A 17,674-nucleotide genomic window follows, 5' to 3' on the forward strand; every position below is an offset into this window, starting at 1 on the left:
TTTCGCAGCAGGCGGCAACAGCCCGCTTCTAACCGAGATCGGAAGCGTTGAAGCAGAGAATCTCCTGGCAGCGGTTATGAAGGCACAGGCATTGTGGCCCAATGAAAGGTCCATGACCGTCCGCCCGGCCGGACAAGACAGCCAGCCGGCGCAGCCGCCGGCCCCTCAGCACGACAGCGATTGAAGACACGGAGCGATCAGGTCGCTCGCTTCGCCTGCGAAGCCCGACATAATCCGGCCACATATGGAGCGCTGCACGGCGTGCCAGCCAAGCGGCATCGACATCTTCCCAACCCTGTACCATGTCATCGGCGCATCTCGACCATTGTCGGGAGTAGCTGTTGGTGGGAAACTCGGCCGGTCAGCATGGGAGGTCGAAATGCCCAACAATTTCAAGACCGGAGACGTCGTCAGGCTGAAATCCGGAGGCCCGGAGATGACTATCAGCGACGGCGCGGCCTCCGGCACGTATCTGTGCCACTGGTTCAACCGCGAAGGCGACGTCTGGACGCCGCAGCATGCCGGCTTCAAGCCGGACCAGCTGGTGGTGGTCGACAACCAGAGATAGTCGCAGCTTCCGTTCGGACGCATTCCGGTCCGGCGCAACCGTATCGGATGGATTGCCGTCCGGCTAAAAGGACCGACGGATTTTGCTCCTCGCCGCGTTCAACGGCTGAAGCGTGGCCGCCAATGGCCGCGCCAACCGGAGACGAGAGCATGATCCGCCTATTCGCCTTTGCCCTTGGCCTGCAGACCACTGTCGCGGTCGCCCAGACGACGACGCCTGCCCCCGCCCAGACGACGCCGGACACTGGGGCTGCCGCCAAGCCTGACCAAACCAAGTTCGGCCTGACGCTGGAAAAGTTCGAGGCGCGCCGGAAAAAGGCGTTCATGCGGGCCGACACCGACAATGACGGCAAGGTCAGCCTCGCCGAATGGACCGCTTTCCAGACCGAACGCAAGGCAAAAGGCGATCCGGCCAAATCCTTCGCGCGCATGGACGCCAACAAGGACGGCTTCGTCGACAAGGGCGAACTCGACGCTTTCCTCGCCAAGCGCTTCGCCAAGCTGGACAAGAATGGCGACGGGGTGCTCGGCGCCGACGAGCGGCCGAGCCACAAATCCGCTCCCAAGCAGGAGCAATGACCAAGAGGTTATGCCGCGCAATGACACATGCGAGCGCCCCTGTTGATGGGCGCCGATCCGGACGAGGAACTGGTACGCCGCATTGGCGCCGGCGACCCCGCCGCAATGCAGGCGATGGTGGCGCGCAAGCTACCGCGCATCCTGGCTCTGGCCGCGCGGATGCTGGGCGACGCGGCGGAGGCCGAGGACGTCGCGCAGGAGACTTTCGTGCGCATCTGGCGCCACGCCTCAGGCTGGCGCCAGGGGCACGCGCGATTCGACACCTGGATCCATCGCGTCGCGCTCAACCTCTGCTACGACCGGCTGCGGCGCCGGCGCGAATGGGTAACGGACGAGCTGCCGGAGGTGGCCGATGACGCACCGCTCCCCGATGCCATGCCGGGCGACGAAGAGCGCAGGGTCAACCAGGCGCTGCAGCGCCTCGCGCCGCGCCAGCGCGAGGCGATCGTGCTGGTCTATTATCAGGAGCTGTCCAACATCGAGGCCGCCGGCGCCATGCAGGTCAGCGTCGATGCGCTGGAAAGCCTGCTCGCGCGGGGTCGCCGCGCCCTGCAGGCGATGCTTATCGGAGATGATGGCGATGACTGAGAAAGCAAGGGAGTTGCCGGCTTGGCGGATGAGGGCGTGGGGGCCACGTCAAAACGGTGGAAGGGGGAACGATATGGCTGAGAAAACCACAAGCGGGCCGATGGATGCCGGGCGCTTCGCCGCGTTGGCTGACGTCTATGGCGGCGCGTTGCACCGCTGGCCGCGGGCCGATCAGGCCGCTGCGACACTGTTTGCCGAGACCGAGCAAGGCCGCGCCATCCTGGCGCGCGCCGGCAGGCTCGACGCCATGCTCGACCGGCATCGGGCCGAGGCGCCCAGCCCGGCGCTGCATCGCGCCATCGTCGCCCAGGCAACGACCGAGGTTAGGCAGGAGCGGCGCCGGCGGTTCTGGTGGCTGGGCTTCGGGCTTGCGGGCGTCGGGCTCGCTGGCGCCGTGGCAGGGCTGGCGCTGGTGACCGTCGTCAGCCCGGATATCCAGTCCGACCATTACGTCATGGACGCCAACGCGACGTCGTTCGGCGACGCCGGACCCGATGCCGACCAGGTGGAGGAGGACCTATGAACCCCCGTCTTGTCGCGGCATCCCTGGTGCTCAACGTCTTTCTGATCGGCGCGGTGGCCGGCGGGGCGGGCTGGCTGATCGGCAAATCCAATCCGGGCTTTTCGCTGGAATCGGCAGGCGGCCGGCTGCCCGCCGCCGACCGCAAGATTTTCCGCCAGGCGCTGCGCGAGGTGCGCCGAGAGTCCCGCGACGTGATCCTCGACGCCCAGGCCGCGCGGCGCGAGGCGGCGAACCTGCTGCAGCAGCCGACCCTCGACAGCAACGCGCTTGCCGCCGCCCTGGAGCGAGCGCGCAACGCTGATGTCACCGTGCGGGCGCGGCTGGAACAGCGCATCGTCGAATTCGCTGCATCGGGCTCGCCGGAAGACCGCCAGCTGCTGGCCGACGCACTGCTTCGGCGTGCCGGCCGACAGCCGCCACCCGCAAAAAAATCGCCATAGGCGGCGACGGAAAAAGCGGGCGCGCTCCGTTCAAGGGAAAGAGGGACAAGCCTGTGAGCGCCTTCGGCGGCGGGCAGGTTCTCTTCAACCTCGGAACTTTCGGGAGTATCCCATGAACAGTCTGACGAAATATTCGCTCGCCGCCGCGCTCGCCATCGGCGGCACGGCCGCGGCAAGCGCGGCTTCGGCCATGCCGATCGCGCCGGTTGCGCCCGCCGCGCCGGCAATGATCGAGCATGTCGCCTGGGGTTGCGGTCCGGGTTGGCATCCCAATTATTGGGGCCGCTGCGTCCCCAATCGCCGGGTGATCTACCCCGGCTATTATTACTGGGGCGGACCGCGCGTCTATGTCGGCCCGGTCTGGCATCCTTACCACCGCTGGCACCACTGGCGCCGCTGGTAACGGCCCGCTCATGGCGCCGGTGCTGCGGCCGGCGTCGTGAGCGCTCTTGCGAACCATCGAACATGTCGGCCGGCACGATCGACGCCGACTCCAGACGGAGGCTTCATTGGCCGCACCCGTTTCCAATTCCGTCCGACCGGATCCGGCGCTGGTCGCGCTCCACCGCTTCGGTCTCGGCGCAAGACCGGGCGACGATTTCGGCAAGATCGCCGCCGATCCGCGCAGCTACCTCAAGGCCGAGCTCAAGCAGCAGGATATCGCGCTCATTTCCCCCGACGATCCGAGGAATGCCGGGCTGCTGGACAGCACGGCGGCGATCCAGGCCAGCATGGCGGCGGCCCTGGAGCGCAAGGCGGCGCGGAGTGAAAAGGCGCCGGCCGTCATGCAGCCGATGGCGGCCGATGATCTAGCCGGCCCGGCCAATGCAAAAGCCAAACCCGCGGTGCCGCGCCTCGAGGCCGATATCTATCGCGACGAGGCGCAAGCCCGGTTCGACAAGGCGCTTGCTGCGGCGCCGGGCTTCGTGGAGCGGCTGGTCGGCTTCTGGTCGAACCATTTCTGCGTTTCAATCGCCAAGGCGCCGGTCGTCCGGGCAAGCGCCGGCGCCTTCGAGCGCGAGGCGATCCGCCCCTTCGTGCTCGGCCGCTTCGCCGATATGCTGCTTGCTGTCGAGCATCATCCGGCGATGCTGTTCTATCTCGACAACCAACAGTCCATCGGGCCTGATTCGCGCGCCGGCAAGCGGCGCGGCCGCGGCCTCAACGAGAACCTCGCCCGCGAGATCCTGGAACTGCATACGCTCGGCGTCGGCAGCGGCTATGCCCAGGCGGACGTCACCAGTTTCGCCGCCATGCTGACCGGCTGGACCATGGCGGGCCGCGAGGGGCGGCTGGGAGAACCGGGAAGCTTCGTCTTCAACACCAATGCGCATCAGCCGGGCAAGGCGGCGCTGCTCGGCAAGACCTATCCCGACTGCGGCATGGGCCAGGCGGAGGCCGCGCTCAACGACATTGCCCGCCATCCGGCCACCGCGCGGCACATCGCCACCAAGCTTGCCCGCCATTTCATCGCCGACGATCCGCCAGCGGCGGCGATCGCCCGCCTGGCCTCGGTCTTCACCAAGACCGACGGCGACCTGCGCTCGATCGCGTTGACGCTGATCGACATGCCCGAAGCCTGGTCGACGCCGCTCACGAAGCTGCGCTCGCCCTTGGATTATGTCGTCGCGCTGCGACGGCGGTCGGCGCGACCGCCGGCAACGAACCGCAGCGGTCGCTGCGCTGGCTGAACGTGCTCGGCGAGCCGCTGTGGCAGCCGCCGGGGCCGAACGGCTTTTCCGACAGCACCGACGCCTGGGCGTCGGCCGAAGGCATGAAGACGCGTCTCGATATGGCCTGGCAAGCCGCGCGGCAGGCCGACGACATCGGCAATCCCGACGAGATGCTTTCCAGCCTTCTCGGCGCCTCGGTCTCTTCGGAGACGCGAGAGGCGATCGCTCGCGCCGAATCAAGGCAGCAGGGCCTCGCGCTGCTGTTGACGGCGCCCGAGTTCCAACGCCGATGATCAGTATGGAGACGCGGCCATGAGCCTTCTTTGCGAAACCCCAAGCCTGTCCCGCCGCGCGATGCTGATGACCGGCGGGGCGCTGTTTGCCTGGGCCCATCTGCCGCGCTTTGCCCGCGCCGCCGACAGCCGCGACCCGCGCCTGATCGTCATCGTGCTGCGCGGCGCGCTGGATGGGCTGTCGACGGTCGGGCCGATCGGCGATCCGGACTATGCCGGCCTGCATGGCGATATCGCGCTTTCGCTTTCAGGCGCCAACCCGGCAATGCCGCTCGACGGTTTCTTTGCCGTCAGCCCGGCAATGCCGGTGTTTGCGCGCCTGTTCAAGGCGGGCCAAGCGGCGGTCGTGCACGCCGCTGCGACCGGCTATCGCGACCGCTCGCATTTCGACGGCCAGGACGTGCTGGAAAGCGGCCTTCCCGGTCCGGGCAACGCCACCACCGGCTGGCTCAACCGGGCTCTAGCCAGCCTGCCGGCGGGTGACAGGATCGCGAAGGCCGGCGGACTCGCGGTCGGGCCGTCGACGCCGCTGGTGATCCGTGGCGCAGCGCCCGTGCTCGGCTGGGCGCCACAGGCGCTGCCCACGCCCGGCGACGCCTTGGCCGAACGCGTGCTCGACCTCGCGACCCGCTGCTGGCCGCAGCCCTGCAGAAAGGTCTCGACGCCGACCGCATGGCGATGGGCGACCAGCTAGACGGCAAGACAATGAAGCCGAAGGGCGGCCTCGACAATGCCGCCGGCATGCGCCAGTCGGCGCAAGGTGCTGCAAGGCTGATGGCGGCCGATGACGGGCCGCGCATTGCGGCTTTAGCCTTCGACGGCTGGGACACGCATGTCAACGAAGGCGGCGCGACGGGGCGGCTCGCCAATCTGCTCGGCGGCCTCGACGGCGCCTTCGAGGAATTCGAGAAAGGGCTCGGCGCGCGCTGGCAGGACACGGCGGTCGTCGCGATCACCGAGTTCGGCCGTACGGCGCGCATCAACGGCACGGTCGGCACCGACCACGGCACCGGCACGGTGGTGCTGCTCGCCGGCGGCGCGATCAAGGGCGGCCGCGTCATCGCCGACTGGCCGGGACTGAAGCCGGCGCAGCTCTATGAAGGCCGCGACCTCGCGCCGACCAGCGATGTGCGCGCGGTGCTGAAGGGGCTGCTGGCGGATCAGTTCGGGCTGTCGGCGGCGGTGCTTGGCGACAAGGTGTTTCCGGAGTCGGCGGCCCTGAAGCCGATGCGGGATCTGGTGGCGTGAGCCTGGGTTTGCCGGTCAGAGATGGCTTCGGCGCCCTCTCAGTTCGTCATCCACGGGCGGAGCGGGAGCGAAGCGGACGCGGAGACCCGAGGATCCATTCCGTTACCTTCACCGAAGGGCGCGGCGGAGCAGAATTCTGAACCGTCGCAACGCCTCAACGTAACGGAATGGATCCTCGGGTCTGCGCTGCGTCGCTTCGCTCCTTGCTCCGCCCGTGGATGACGAGGCTGAGGGCCCGCTGCCAATCACGAACGCTGGCGCGGAGGTTTCGAACCTGTGCGTGGAGACCTTAGCCAAACCGCCCGCGCCGTTTCCGGCGCGGGCGTCCACGGCGATCCGGGAGCGATCATCAGCTCCAAAAACCGTGATGCCAGCGGCCGTGATACCAGAAGCCGGGATGCCAGTGGCGCACATGCATCGGGCGGATGATTACCCGGCCGTTCGGCACGCATCTGCCCCAGCGGTTCATGTGCCAACCGGGGCCGCAGCGCCAGCCGACGGTCTCGATCGGCAGCGGAGATGCGCTTGGCTTGACGAGCGGCATAGCCTCAGAGCCAACGGCGGACAGCGTCAATGTGCCGGCGGCCAGGGCGATGGACAGAAAGTATTTTGCGAACATGCGTTGTCTCCGTAATTCGACCCTACGTGCGTGAAACGGAGGATAGGCCGATTTCCGTCGGAGCGGTGTGGATCACATCTTCGTTAGCTCCTTCGACGGTACCGCCCCGCGGCGGTTCGGCACGCGTCGCCTCGCGGTTGCGCCGTTGAAATGGGATTGCCGCGGCCGCCGCCCAGTATCAAATTGATCCATATCAAGGAGCCACGAGGTCCTCCGCTCTAGGCTCCAGGTTGATAGAGGCCGATCGGCGGAGACCGGCCGAGGCGAGTTGAGACCAGGAGTTCATAGCGATGATGATCCGCACGCTCTCCACTTTGGAATGCACGAAATTGCTGGCGGCGAACCGCACTGGACATCTGGCATGCGTCAAGGACGGACAACCCTATGTCGTGCCCTTCAATTACGCCTATGCCGACAGCCACCTCTATGCGTTTTCGCTGCTCGGCAAGAAGGTCGACTGGATGCGGGCCAATCCCCTGGTGTGCGTACAAGTGGCGGAACGCACACAGGGGCGCGGGTGGAAAAGCGTGGTCGTCGACGGCCGCTATGAGGAACTGCCGGACCGGATCGGCCATAAGGTTCAGTGCGACCATGCGAGGGCAGTGTTGAGCAAGCACACCGACTGGTGGGAGCCCGGCGCGCTCAAGCCCGTCACGCCTCCCACCTCGGATAACATGCCGCACGTCTTTTTCCGGATCCTCGTCGAGCAGATTTCGGGACGGGAAGCCACCGAATAGACTGCGCCATTCGGCGCGAGCCGTGCCCCGAAGCGTCATCGCCAGCATTCGCGCTGCCGACATCCTTCGTGACGGCAACCCGATGGAGCAGCCGGGCTATTCGCCCAGCGTCGCCACCGTCTTCAGCGCGCCGTCCAGCATGTCGCCCTTCTCGTCCTTCAGCGCCGCCTCGCGCAGGAGGCGTAGCCAGTCGGCGGCGTCTTCGCGGCCCTTGAGCATCGGCAGCGCCGAAAGCACCCGGTCGAATTTCGACTGGGCACGGGCATGGGTGTCGCTGTAGCCCTTGATCAGCCGCCGGCAGTTCAGGATTTCGGTGGCCAAAGCGTAGTCCTGCCGCGCATGGCTGAGCGCCAATTCGTACCAGCGCTCGAGATGCTCGACTTCGACCTTGTGGCGCAGCAGGCGGCGGCGCCAGCGGCGCAGGCCGCCGATGAACCAGAGCATGGCGAAGCCGGTAAAGCTGTCGGTGCGGATGTGGCGGCCGCGATTGATGCGGCGGTCGAGGAAGGCGGCGAGTTTCGGCCGGCTCTCGATATAGCTGCCAAGGCTTGCCGGCATAGTGCCGCAGAATTCCTCGATGCGCGGATGGAAATATTCGGTGACCTGCAGGACCGAACCTTCCTTCACCCCGACCTCCTTGCGCACGCGCTTGTCGCGGGTCGAGCGCGTCTTGAGATCGGCGACGCGGATCATGTCGTCATAGCACATGGCGTTGGCGAGATGCTTTGCCGCGGCGGTGGACAGAGCATAGCCGCGCTCCGCATTGTCCAGCGCCACCGCCTTGTCCAGCCGGTGAAGATATTCGCCGCCATAGGCGACGTCCTGGTAGTCGACGACCTTCTTCAGGCCGCGTGCGGCCATGTCGTGCAGGGGCTGCGGCAGCGACGCGACGCGGGCGGCGAGCTGCTGCCAGCCCTTCAGAAGAGTTTCCGGACCGCTGACCCTTGCCGTCGATTTGGGTTCGACGGCAGGCTTCGCCACCTTCTCGCTTGTTGGCGCGGCCGCGGTGCCGCGCGCGCGGTCACAAGCCGCGCCGAAGGCGGCAAGGCTTGCCTTGACGCCACGACCGCCGGCGCCGATCGCCTGCTCATAGCTTTCGCGGGTGAAGGGCAGCGCATCCGAGCCGGCCAGCGCGCCGAGCAGGCTGGCCGAGATCATGGTGCCATTGTCGGCGGCGATCTTTTCCATGTCGAAGGCGATGAAGCGCTTGGCCGCGGCCTCAGCCGTCGCGTGCACCTTTTCCGACGAGGCGCGGCCGTCGCCCGGCTCGATCTTTTCCGACACGGCGGCGATGCGGTGCGAGGAGGTGATCAGCGTCGTGCGCTCGGGCGTGACGAAGCCGCGGATGATGGCGCGGCCGGCTTCCATCAGCTCGGCTGCGATCAGGATATCGACGTCGCCCTGCGAGGGCGACAGCGCAAAGACCGGCAGCCGGCCGGTGTCGCGGGCCATCTCGATGTAATATATGGTCGCCCCGGTGCGTTGGGCGACGCCGGCCACCGAGGTCGATTGCGCGATGTAGCCGTTGCGCTCGGCGACATCGGTGATCCAGTCGGCCAGCACGCCGCCGCCCTGGCCGCCGACGGCGAGAACGGCGAGTTTTATCACCCGCTCGTCATCAAAGGCGCCCGATTTCGGGCGCAGCGCTGCTTTGTGATCAAGCATCGGCAAACATCAAACGGCGGCTCTCGCGGCGTCGCTGCAACAGCCCGATCACGGCGCGGCGCGCGCTTTCGAGGAAACGGTCCCAGCGGCCGGGATTGTGGACGACGTCGGCGCGGTAGAAGGAGGGGCAAAGCACGGCGGCGTCCGCCACCTCGCCGCAATTGCCGCAGCCGACGCAATTCTGGTCGATCGAGGCGACGGGATCGTCGCGCAACGGATCGTCGAGCGACTTCACCGACAGCGATGGACAGCCAGATAGGCGCATGCAGGCATGGTCGCCGGTGCAGATGTCCTCGTCGACACCGAATTTCGGCTTGACCACGCGCTCGCCGCCCTTGATCGCCTTGTCGACCAGCGGCTTCTCGCGGCGCTGGCGGTTGAGCATGCATTCGGACGAGGCGACGATGACCTTCGGCCCCTTCTCCTCGGTGGTCAGCGCCTCGCGCAGCGCGGCGCGCATCTTGCCGACATCATAGGTGCGGTCGATGTGGCGCAGCCATTTGACCCCCATGCCCTTCACCGCTTCGTCGATCGGATGCTTCGTCGACTTGGTGCGGTTGTTGGCGCGCGACGACAGGATGTCCTGCCCCCCGGTGGCGGCCGAGTAGAAATTGTCGACGATGACGATGACGCCGTCATTCCGGTTGAAGACGGCATTGCCGATCGAGGAGGTGAGGCCGTTGTGCCAAAACCCGCCGTCGCCGACGAAGGAAATTGAGCGGCGTTTTGCTTCCGGCGAGTTGAAGGCGGAGGCCGAGGCGGGCCCCAGCCCGTAGCCCATGGTGGTGGCGCCGAGCTCGAAGGGCGGCATGATCGAGAACAGATGGCAGCCGATGTCGGAAGCGATGTGGTGCTTACCGAGCTCCTGCTCGACCAGCTTGGTCGCGGCGAAGATCGGCCGCTCCGGGCAGCCGACGCAGAAGCCCGGGGGCCGGCCCGGAACGACATTGATGAGATCGGCGGTGTCGATGCCTTCGCCCAGCTTGTTCGGCGCGCGCACCTCGCCCGGCAAAAGATGCGGGGCGTTGGCGCGCAGGAAGGAGCCGATGCCGTCGAGCATCACCTGCCCAGTATATTCGCCGGCCATCGGCAGATGCTCCTTACCGACCAGCCTGGTGCCGCGCCCGGCCTTGTGCAGCATCGCGGCAAAGGCCTGCTCGATATAGTTGGGCTGGCCTTCCTCGACGACCAGCACCGCCTGCTTGCCTTCGCAGAAGGACAGGAACTCGTCGTCCACCAGCGGATAGACGGCGTTCAGCACGTAGAGCGGCACTTCGGTGTCGCCATAGGTGTCGGCAAGCCCAAGCCGCTGCAGCGCGCGGATTACGGAGTTGTACATGCCGCCCTGCATGACGATGCCGACCGAGCCGTGGTCCGGCCCGAACATCTCGTTGATCTTGCGGCTCTTGATGAAATCGACCGCCGCCGGCCAGCGCTTGGCGACCTTCTCCTTTTCATGCAGGAAGGAAGCGGGCGGCAGCACGATGCGGCCGGTGTCGCGGCGCGGCGCCGACAGCGCGTCGGCGACCGACATTGGCGGGCGCTTGTTGTCCTTGGCAATGAAATGGCCGTGGACATGGCAGCAGCGGATGCGCACTTGCAGCATCACGGGTGTGTTCGACGTCTCGGACAGTTCGAAGCCGTCCTCGACCGCCTTGACGATCGAGGGCAGGTTCGGGCGCGGATCGAGCAGCCAGACCTGGCTCTTCATGGCAAAGGCGTGGCTGCGCTCCTGCATGATGGAGGAGCCTTCGCCATAATCCTCGCCGACGATGATCAGCGCGCCGCCGGTGACGCCGCCGGACGCCAGATTTGCGAGCGCGTCGGACGCGACATTGGTGCCGACTGTCGACTTGAAGGTGGCCGCACCACGGATCGGGTAATGCACCGAAGCGGCAAGCATGGCTGTGGCGGTCGCCTCCGAGGCGCTCGCCTCGAAATGCACGCCGAGCTCGCCCAGGATGTCCTGCGCATCGGCCAGCACATCCATCAGGTGGCTGATCGGCGCGCCCTGGTAGCCGCCGACATAGCCGACGCCGCATTGCAACAGCGCCTTGGTGATTGCGAGGATGCCCTCGCCCGCGAATTCCTCGCCGGCCCCTAACCTCAGCTTTTCGACTTCCTTGGCAAAAGACCGTTCGGCCATGTCTGCCTCCTTCCGTTGCCGCAACCAGGCGGCGCGTTCGTCAACTCAGATGTCGTGCTTGCGGATGTTCTTCAGCATCTTCTGCAGGATCGCGATCAGCGCGGCATACTCGGCATCGTCGACACCGTCGAACATCGCCTCGAACGCGTCATGCATGGCCGGCCAGGCGCGGGTGAACAGCGCGCGTCCGTCATCGGTCAGGAACACATGGCGGATGCGGCTGTCGGTGACGCCCTGCTCGCGCCGTACCAGGCCCTGGCTTTCCAGCGTGTCGAGCGTGCGGCTCAAGGTCGACTGCTCGATCACCGTATAAACCGAGAGGTCGTTGACGGTGACGCCGTCGGTGACCGAGAGCACGGCGAGCGTCCGCACCTGCGGAATGGTAAGACCTTGCTTACGGAAATCCTCGCGCAAAGTGGCGTTGTAGCGGCCCATGATGCGGTTCATCAGATAGGGCGCGAATTGCTGCAGCCCGATCTGGCCGAGGGTCGAGATGCGCTGGCGTTTTTCGGCGAGCTTTTGTTCCATCAGAGCCTCCCCGCCAGAAGGAAGCCGGAGCCGCCGCCTAGGCCGGCTCCCGGATGGGTCGAAGCGCCGATATGGTAGAGGCCTTTGACGCCGGTCTCGTGGTTGCGGCTTGCCTTGAACGGCCGCCACAGGAAGGACTGGTCGATGGTCGACGAGCCACCATAGGGATCTCCGCCGACAAGGTTGATGTTCATCGCTTCGAGGTCGGCCGGCGAATAGGCGCGGCGCGCAATGACGGTCTCGCGAAACCCGTCGATATGGTTGGCGAGGATCGCCTCGACGCGGTCGGCATAGGCTTCGCGCAGTGCCCCGGTCCAGCGCCCGTCAGCCGGGGCATTCAGCTTGCCGGCGGCATCGCCCTTGATGTGGCGCGGCGCCTCGGGCAGTTGCAGCCAGAGGATCGCCTTGCCTTCAGGACAGCGCGAGGGATCGAGCGCGTGCGGCTGGCCGACGCAGATGGTCGGCACTTCCGGCAGCAGGCCGCGCACCGCCTCGTTGCAGGCTTTCGAAACGCCGTCCAAACCCGGCGTCAGATGCAGCAGCGCCACCTTGTCGAGGCCCCCGCCGCGCCATGCAGGCGGCTTGTCCAGCGCATAGTGGATCTGGAAATTGCCCTTGCCGTAGCGATAGGCCTGCGTGGCCTTGGTTGCCGCCTCAGGCGCATCCTTGCCGAGCAGGCGGCCGTAGAGCTGCGTCGGCGTGACCGAGCAGATGACGCCTTTCGCAGCGCTCAACGTCTCGCCGGAGGCGAGCCGCACGCCGGTGGCACGGCCGCCGCTCTGGACGATCGAGGCGACATCGGCGTCGACGCGGATCTCGCCGCCGCGCTCCTTGATCAGCGCCTCGAAGGCGGCGAGCAGGTTTTTCGCGCCGCCCTTGACGACCGGCGCGCCGGCGGCCTCCAGGGCGAAGGCGATGACCTTGGCGATCTGGCCGGAGAAGGCGTCTTCGGGCCCAAGCCCGGCATGCAGCACCCAGGGTGCCCAGAGCGCGCGGACCGTGTCGGATGAGTAGGTCGTCTCAAGCCAGCCGCGCGCGGGCACCAGCGCCTCGCCCATGAAGGCGGCGAGGTTGCGCGGGCCGCGCCGCCAGGCCTCGCCGGCCAGCAGCTTGGTTGTCGGATAGGACCAGAGCGCGCCGCCGAGCAGACCGAACAGCAGCCCCGCATCGCGCTCGATGCCGCCGACGTCGCCGCCGTGGCGGTCGCCGTCGCCGGCGGCGATCCGGTTGAGCGCCGCGATGTTGGTGGCGCGGTCGGTGGTGAGCACGGCATGGCTGCCGTCCGGCATGAGAACGCCTGTGGGAGTCGCCGTGTGGCAGAACTCCAGCCCATGCCGCGCAAGGTCCTTGCCAAGCGCGGCAAAGGCCGGCGAGGTGATGAACAGCACGAAGGTCGTCGCCATCACGTCATGGACGAAGCCCGGCGCGGTGATCTCCTCGGTGCGCATGCAGCCGCCGATGCGGTCGTTGCGCTCGAGCACCAGCACCTTGGCGCCCTTGGCGCCAAGCATTGCCGCGCAGACCAGGGCGTTGATGCCGCTGCCGACGATGGTGTGATCGGCGGCGGTCATTGAGGGGTGCTCGCGGTCAAGAAATGGACGTCAATCGCGCAAAGCCGAGTTCCTTCGCGCCCCCCTCTGTCCTGCCGGACATCTGCCCCACAAGGGGGGAGATTGGCAGCCTCGGCGCCTTGCTCAATCCTGCGGCGTTGGAGATTGGCGAAAGCACGCGTGACGTCTGATCTCCCCCCTTGTGGGGGAGATGTCCGGCAGGACAGAGGGGGGCGCCGTAGAGCGCTGACGCTCCAAGACGACCACATCGACTCCATCACTCCATTGCCCTCGAGCATGATCTTCTCCCGAAGACCGCCGCCTCGCCCTATTTGCCTGGCACCAGCGCCAGCGCGCGGATCGGGCTGCCGGTGCCGCGCTCGATCTTGAGCGGGGCCGCGATCAGGATAGCGCCCTTCGGCGGCAGCTGGTCGAGATTGCAGAGGCTGGCGAGGCCATAGCGGTTGGCCTTGTGCATCAGCGTGTGGGCCGGGAATGGCGGCTCCATGCCGCCGGCCTTGCCGGCATCGGTACCGATCGTCTCCGAGCCCCAGCCCTTGATATCCTTGCTGATCAGGAACTGGATGGCTTCGGCCGTCGGGCCGGGCGTGTGAGGGCCGGTCTCGTTGGCATTGAGGAACTCGGCTTCCGAGCCGTTGCGCTTGTACCAGTCGGTGCGCATCACCACCCACTCGCCGGGATTGATGGCGCCGTGCTTGGCCTCCCAGGCCTTGATATGGTCGACGGTGAGCAGGAAATCGTGGTCTTCAGCCGCTTCCACTGAGCAGTCGATGACGTTGACCGGACCGATGAAATTCTGCGCCGGAATGGTGTCGGTGGCGCCGTCCGGATAATCCTTGCCGGTAATCCAGTGCTGCGGCGCGTCGAAATGCGTGCCCGAATGCTCGCCGAGCTTCAGCCAGTTCCAGGCCCACCACGGACCGTTCTTGTCGTATTTGGAAATCTCGTGGATCTCGATCTTCGGCGTGTCGACGGCGAGCTCCGGCGGCAGCTTGATCAGCGGCGTGTTCGGCCCGAGCGGCGCCGTCAGGTCGACCACCTTGATGGCGCCCGAGAGCAGCTGGCCGGCGACCTCGCCGAGGAGTTTCTGCGTGTCCATGGTCTTTGTTCCCTCTTGTCTCTGATGATCAAGGCTCGTTGCGGCCCTTAATATACCTACTAGACGAAAACATATGCATCTGCAATTATCTTTAAGCATAAAGCATTTTGGGGCGGGGCGTGAGCGAGTTCGACGCCATCTTTGTCGGGGCGGGCCACAACAGTCTGGCATGCGCCGCGCATCTGGCGCTCAAAGGCTGGAAAATAGCGGTTTTCGAACGCAGCGAAAAGATCGGCGGGGCAGTGCGGACCGCCGAATACACGCTTCCCGGCTTCCGGCACGATTTCGGCGCGATGAATTTGAGCCTCTTTGCAGGCTCCGCCTTTCACCGGAAATATGCAAATGAATTGAATAGCCACGGGCTGGAGTTCGCGCCGGTGGCCGATTGTTTCGCCAGCGCCTTCCCCGATGGGAAATGGTTCGGCGTCAGCAACGACCTGGAAAAGACCGCATCGCGGCTGGCCGCCTTCTCGGCGGCGGACGCGGCCACATGGCGGAAACTGGTAGGCGCCTTCCCGGGCGAAGCTGAGCATCTGTTCCGGCTGCTCGGATCGCCGATGAGCGCAAGGGCGCTGGCCGGCACGGGCTGGAAACTCTGGCGCAAGAAGGGTCTTGCCGGCGCGCTCGATACCGGCCGGCTGCTGCTCTCATCGCCGCGCGGGTGGCTGGAGGAAAATTTCGAGACGCCGCATGTCCGCACCACGCTCGCGGCCTGGGGCATGCATCTCGACTTCGCGCCCGACATCGCCGGGGGCGCCGTCTTCCCCTACCTGGAATCGATGGCCAACCAGAGTTTCGGCATGGTGCTGGGCAAAGGCGGTGCCGACACCATCATCCATGCCCTGGCCGGCATGGTGAAGGCGGCCCGTGGCCAGATCACGACCGGCGCCGATGTCGCCGAGATCATGGTTTCCGGCGGCAGGGCGACCGGGGTGCGGCTGGCATCCGGCGAAACGCATGTTGCGACCAAGGCCCTCATTGCCGGTGTCGCACCGAAAGCGCTGCCGGGCAAGCTGCTGCCCAATGGCTCGGGCGACGCCGGTTTTGACGCTGCGATGCAGACATTCCGTCATGCGCCGGGCACGATGATGATCCATCTGGCGATGGACGATCTGCCGGACTGGAGCGCCGGCGCCGAGCTTCGCCAGTTCGCCTATGTGCATCTGGCGCCGTCGCTCGATGCCATGTCGCGCACCTACCAGCAGGCGATCGCCGGCCAGTTGCCCGACCAGCCCGTGCTCGTGGTCGGCCAGCCGACGGCCGTCGACCCTTCGCGGGCGCCGCAAGGCAAGCATGTGCTGTGGGTGCAGGTGCGCATGCTGCCGGCGGAGATCCTCGGCGATGCCGCGGGCAAGATCGCGCCGGCGCAGTGGGATGCCGTCAAGGACGCCTATGCCGAGCGCGTGCTCGACATCATCGAGAGCTACGCGCCCGACCTGCGACAGAAAATCCTTTGCCGCGCGATTTTCTCGCCACTCGACCTCGAGCGCGAAAACCCGAACCTGGTCGGTGGCGACCAGATCTGCGGCAGCCACCATCTGGCGCAGAATTTCCTCTTCCGCCCGGCGCGCGGCTTCGCGCGCTGGAACACGCCCGTCGCCAACCTGTACCTCACCGGAGCCGCGACATGGCCCGGCGCCGGCACGGGCGCGGCCTCCGGCTTCATGCTCGCCCAACAGCTGGGAGGAAACTAGAATTCCGGGACGGGAAGCGCGCGGTTGCCCGGGTGCCTGAACAGACGGATCGATGACGCCGCGCAAATTAAAGACAACCAACAAGGGGAACGACCATGACCATCAACAGACGCGACTTGCTTGGATATGGCGCCGCCGCGATCGGCGCGGCGACGCTTGGCCTGCCGAGGGCGGCCAAGGCGGCCGACGAGCTCACCATCGCCTACAACGTCAACCTGCCCTCCTGGGATCCGACGACCGGCCCTTCCGCGGTGAACCCGACCATTCAGGGCCTCTACCAGTCGGTGTTCGACCAGATCATCGGCCAGAAGCCGGACCTCTCCTTCACGCCGGGACTGCTCACCGAATGGGGCTGGAACGACGACCGCACCAAGGTGACGATGACGGTGCGCGAAGGCGTCAAATGGCATGATGGCTCGCCCTTCACGCCGGAAGACGTGGTGTGGTCGCTGACCCGGGCCGGCGACGAGAAGACCGGCAACCCGATCCAGTTCGTCTGGAAGAACGTCAACAATTTCAAGATCGACGGCAACAAGATCACCGGCGACGTCGTCCAGTTCGATCCGGTCTATTTCAAGTGGATGTCGTTCCTGACCGGCTACATCCTGCCGAAAGCCTATTACGAGAAGGTCGGGGCCGAAGGCTTCGAGAAGGCCCCGATCGGCACCGGGCCGTATATGGTCGACAAGTTCGAGCGCAACGCCTTCCTGCGCCTGAAGGCCAATCCGCATTATTGGGGCACGAAGCCGGCCTTCGAGAATGTGACGATCAAGTTCGTCACCGATGCGGCGAGCCGTGTCGCCGAGATCGAGTCGGGCTCCTCGCAGGTGACGCTCGAAATCCCCTATGAGGAGTATGACCGGCTGATCGCCAAGGACGGGCTTGCCGGCTCGATCAAGAACGTCTCCGACATCGGCATGATCTTCTTCAACGACATCGAGGCGATGCTGGACAAGAACGTCCGCCAGGCGGCCGTGATGGCGGTCGACAAGGAGCTTCTGGTCAAGCGCCTGCTGCGCGGCTACGGCCAGCCGATCGCGACGCTGGAGACGCCGGAATACACGGCCTTCGATCCCTCGATCAAGGTCGAGCACAACCCGGAGAAAGCCAAGGAATTGCTAGCCGCCTCGGGCTATTCGACCAAGAAGCCGGTCAAGTTCACCATCCAGACCACCAAGGGCTTCAAGCCCAAGGACTATGAGATGATCCAGGCGATCGTCGGCATGTGGCGCAAGGTCGGCATCGAGGCCAAGATCGAGGTCTATGAGATCGCCAAGCATTACGAGCTGCGCGCCGCCGACAAGCTGGCGCCGGCCGCCTTCTACAATTGGGGCAACTCCATCGGCGACCCGACCACCTCGACCGGCTTCGCCATGTACGGCCCGAGCCCGCATTCGGTTTGGGACAGCAAGGACCTGATCGACATGATCAACCCGCTCTGGGGCGAGAAGGACGAGGCCAAGCGCATCGCCGGCTGGAAGGCGGTCGACAAATACATCGCCGAGCAGGCCTATGTGCTGCCGCTGATCCAGTATGCGCAGCCGATCGTGCATTCGAAGAAGGTCAATGTCGTGCAGCATGTGTCCGGCGCGTTGCTGCCGGCGCTGATGACCCCGGCCGCCTGATCGAAATGAGGAGGCGCGATAGCGTGCCTCCTTCAACGACGCAGCCCCCTTATCCGGCCCTTCGGGCCACCTTCTCCCC

Annotated in this window: 15 protein-coding genes and 2 pseudogenes; 11 read left to right on the forward strand and 6 right to left on the reverse strand. The window is 66.1% G+C overall.

The window, feature by feature from the left end; all coding sequences use genetic code 11:
- The first annotated feature begins 379 nt into the window (after positions 1–379).
- From EJ072_RS10610 to EJ072_RS10645, 8 genes and pseudogenes are all read left to right on the forward strand, one after another.
- Entirely contained in the window at positions 380–568 is a 189-nt protein-coding gene (locus EJ072_RS10610; RefSeq protein ID WP_126079651.1) for a DUF2158 domain-containing protein, read from the forward strand.
- A 149-nt stretch (positions 569–717) separates the two neighbouring features.
- Complete coding sequence (locus tag EJ072_RS10615; RefSeq protein WP_126079652.1) at positions 718–1,146, forward strand: acid-shock protein; 429 nt, start codon at positions 718–720, stop codon at positions 1,144–1,146.
- A 45-nt stretch (positions 1,147–1,191) separates the two neighbouring features.
- Positions 1,192–1,734 carry an RNA polymerase sigma factor gene (locus tag EJ072_RS10620; RefSeq protein WP_126079653.1) on the forward strand — a complete coding sequence of 181 codons (543 nt, stop codon included), beginning with the start codon at positions 1,192–1,194 and terminating at the stop codon, positions 1,732–1,734.
- Between the two features lie 73 nt (positions 1,735–1,807).
- Complete coding sequence (locus EJ072_RS10625) at positions 1,808–2,257, forward strand: hypothetical protein (RefSeq protein ID WP_126079654.1); 450 nt, start codon at positions 1,808–1,810, stop codon at positions 2,255–2,257.
- A 26-nt stretch (positions 2,258–2,283) separates the two neighbouring features.
- Complete coding sequence (locus EJ072_RS10630; RefSeq protein WP_245467281.1) at positions 2,284–2,697, forward strand: periplasmic heavy metal sensor; 414 nt, start codon at positions 2,284–2,286, stop codon at positions 2,695–2,697.
- 112 nt (positions 2,698–2,809) lie between these two features.
- On the forward strand, positions 2,810–3,100 hold the full coding sequence (locus EJ072_RS10635) for a hypothetical protein (RefSeq protein WP_126079656.1): 291 nt from the start codon (positions 2,810–2,812) through the stop codon (positions 3,098–3,100).
- A gap of 106 nt (positions 3,101–3,206) precedes the next feature.
- Positions 3,207–4,663 (forward strand): annotated as a pseudogene (locus EJ072_RS10640) (DUF1800 family protein).
- 19 nt (positions 4,664–4,682) lie between these two features.
- A pseudogene (locus EJ072_RS10645) lies at positions 4,683–5,911 on the forward strand (DUF1501 domain-containing protein).
- A gap of 349 nt (positions 5,912–6,260) precedes the next feature.
- On the opposite strand, the gene EJ072_RS10650 reads toward EJ072_RS10645, so the two are convergent.
- Positions 6,261–6,530 carry a hypothetical protein gene (locus EJ072_RS10650; protein WP_126079657.1) on the reverse strand — a complete coding sequence of 90 codons (270 nt, stop codon included), beginning with the start codon at positions 6,528–6,530 and terminating at the stop codon, positions 6,261–6,263.
- A gap of 290 nt (positions 6,531–6,820) precedes the next feature.
- Here EJ072_RS10650 and EJ072_RS10655 point away from each other — a divergent pair, with 290 nt between their 5' ends.
- Positions 6,821–7,267 (forward strand): pyridoxamine 5'-phosphate oxidase family protein, encoded by a 447-nt coding sequence (locus tag EJ072_RS10655; RefSeq protein WP_126079658.1) that lies wholly within the window; start codon positions 6,821–6,823, stop codon positions 7,265–7,267.
- Between the two features lie 96 nt (positions 7,268–7,363).
- Here the strand turns inward: EJ072_RS10655 and EJ072_RS10660 are convergent, their stop codons facing one another.
- The 5 genes from EJ072_RS10660 to EJ072_RS10685 form a co-directional block, all read right to left on the reverse strand.
- Positions 7,364–8,932: an indolepyruvate oxidoreductase subunit beta family protein gene (locus tag EJ072_RS10660; RefSeq protein ID WP_126079659.1), complete on the reverse strand. Its 1,569-nt coding sequence runs from the start codon at positions 8,930–8,932 to the stop codon at positions 7,364–7,366.
- Positions 8,925–11,078, reverse strand: a complete 2,154-nt coding sequence (locus tag EJ072_RS10665) for an indolepyruvate ferredoxin oxidoreductase subunit alpha (protein ID WP_126079660.1) — start codon at positions 11,076–11,078, stop codon at positions 8,925–8,927. The genes EJ072_RS10660 and EJ072_RS10665 overlap by 8 nt, the downstream gene beginning before the upstream one ends.
- A 45-nt stretch (positions 11,079–11,123) precedes the next feature.
- The gene (locus EJ072_RS10670; RefSeq protein ID WP_126079661.1) at positions 11,124–11,606 is read right to left on the reverse strand and encodes a MarR family transcriptional regulator; all 483 of its coding nucleotides are present in this window, start codon (positions 11,604–11,606) and stop codon (positions 11,124–11,126) included.
- Positions 11,606–13,177 carry an NAD(P)/FAD-dependent oxidoreductase gene (locus EJ072_RS10675; protein ID WP_126079662.1) on the reverse strand — a complete coding sequence of 524 codons (1,572 nt, stop codon included), beginning with the start codon at positions 13,175–13,177 and terminating at the stop codon, positions 11,606–11,608. The genes EJ072_RS10670 and EJ072_RS10675 overlap by 1 nt, the downstream gene beginning before the upstream one ends.
- Before the next feature lie 307 nt (positions 13,178–13,484).
- Entirely contained in the window at positions 13,485–14,276 is a 792-nt protein-coding gene (locus EJ072_RS10685) for a cyclase family protein (protein ID WP_126079663.1), read from the reverse strand.
- A 119-nt stretch (positions 14,277–14,395) separates the two neighbouring features.
- Between EJ072_RS10685 and EJ072_RS10690 the strand changes: the two genes are divergently transcribed.
- Both EJ072_RS10690 and EJ072_RS10695 read left to right on the forward strand, forming a co-directional pair.
- Entirely contained in the window at positions 14,396–15,970 is a 1,575-nt protein-coding gene (locus EJ072_RS10690) for an NAD(P)/FAD-dependent oxidoreductase (RefSeq protein ID WP_126079664.1), read from the forward strand.
- A 95-nt stretch (positions 15,971–16,065) separates the two neighbouring features.
- On the forward strand, positions 16,066–17,595 hold the full coding sequence (locus EJ072_RS10695; RefSeq protein WP_126079665.1) for an ABC transporter substrate-binding protein: 1,530 nt from the start codon (positions 16,066–16,068) through the stop codon (positions 17,593–17,595).
- The last annotated feature ends 79 nt before the right edge of the window (positions 17,596–17,674 follow it).

Source organism: Mesorhizobium sp. M2A.F.Ca.ET.046.03.2.1 (assembly GCF_003952425.1).
In the GTDB taxonomy this organism is placed as follows: Bacteria; Pseudomonadota; Alphaproteobacteria; order Rhizobiales; family Rhizobiaceae; genus Mesorhizobium.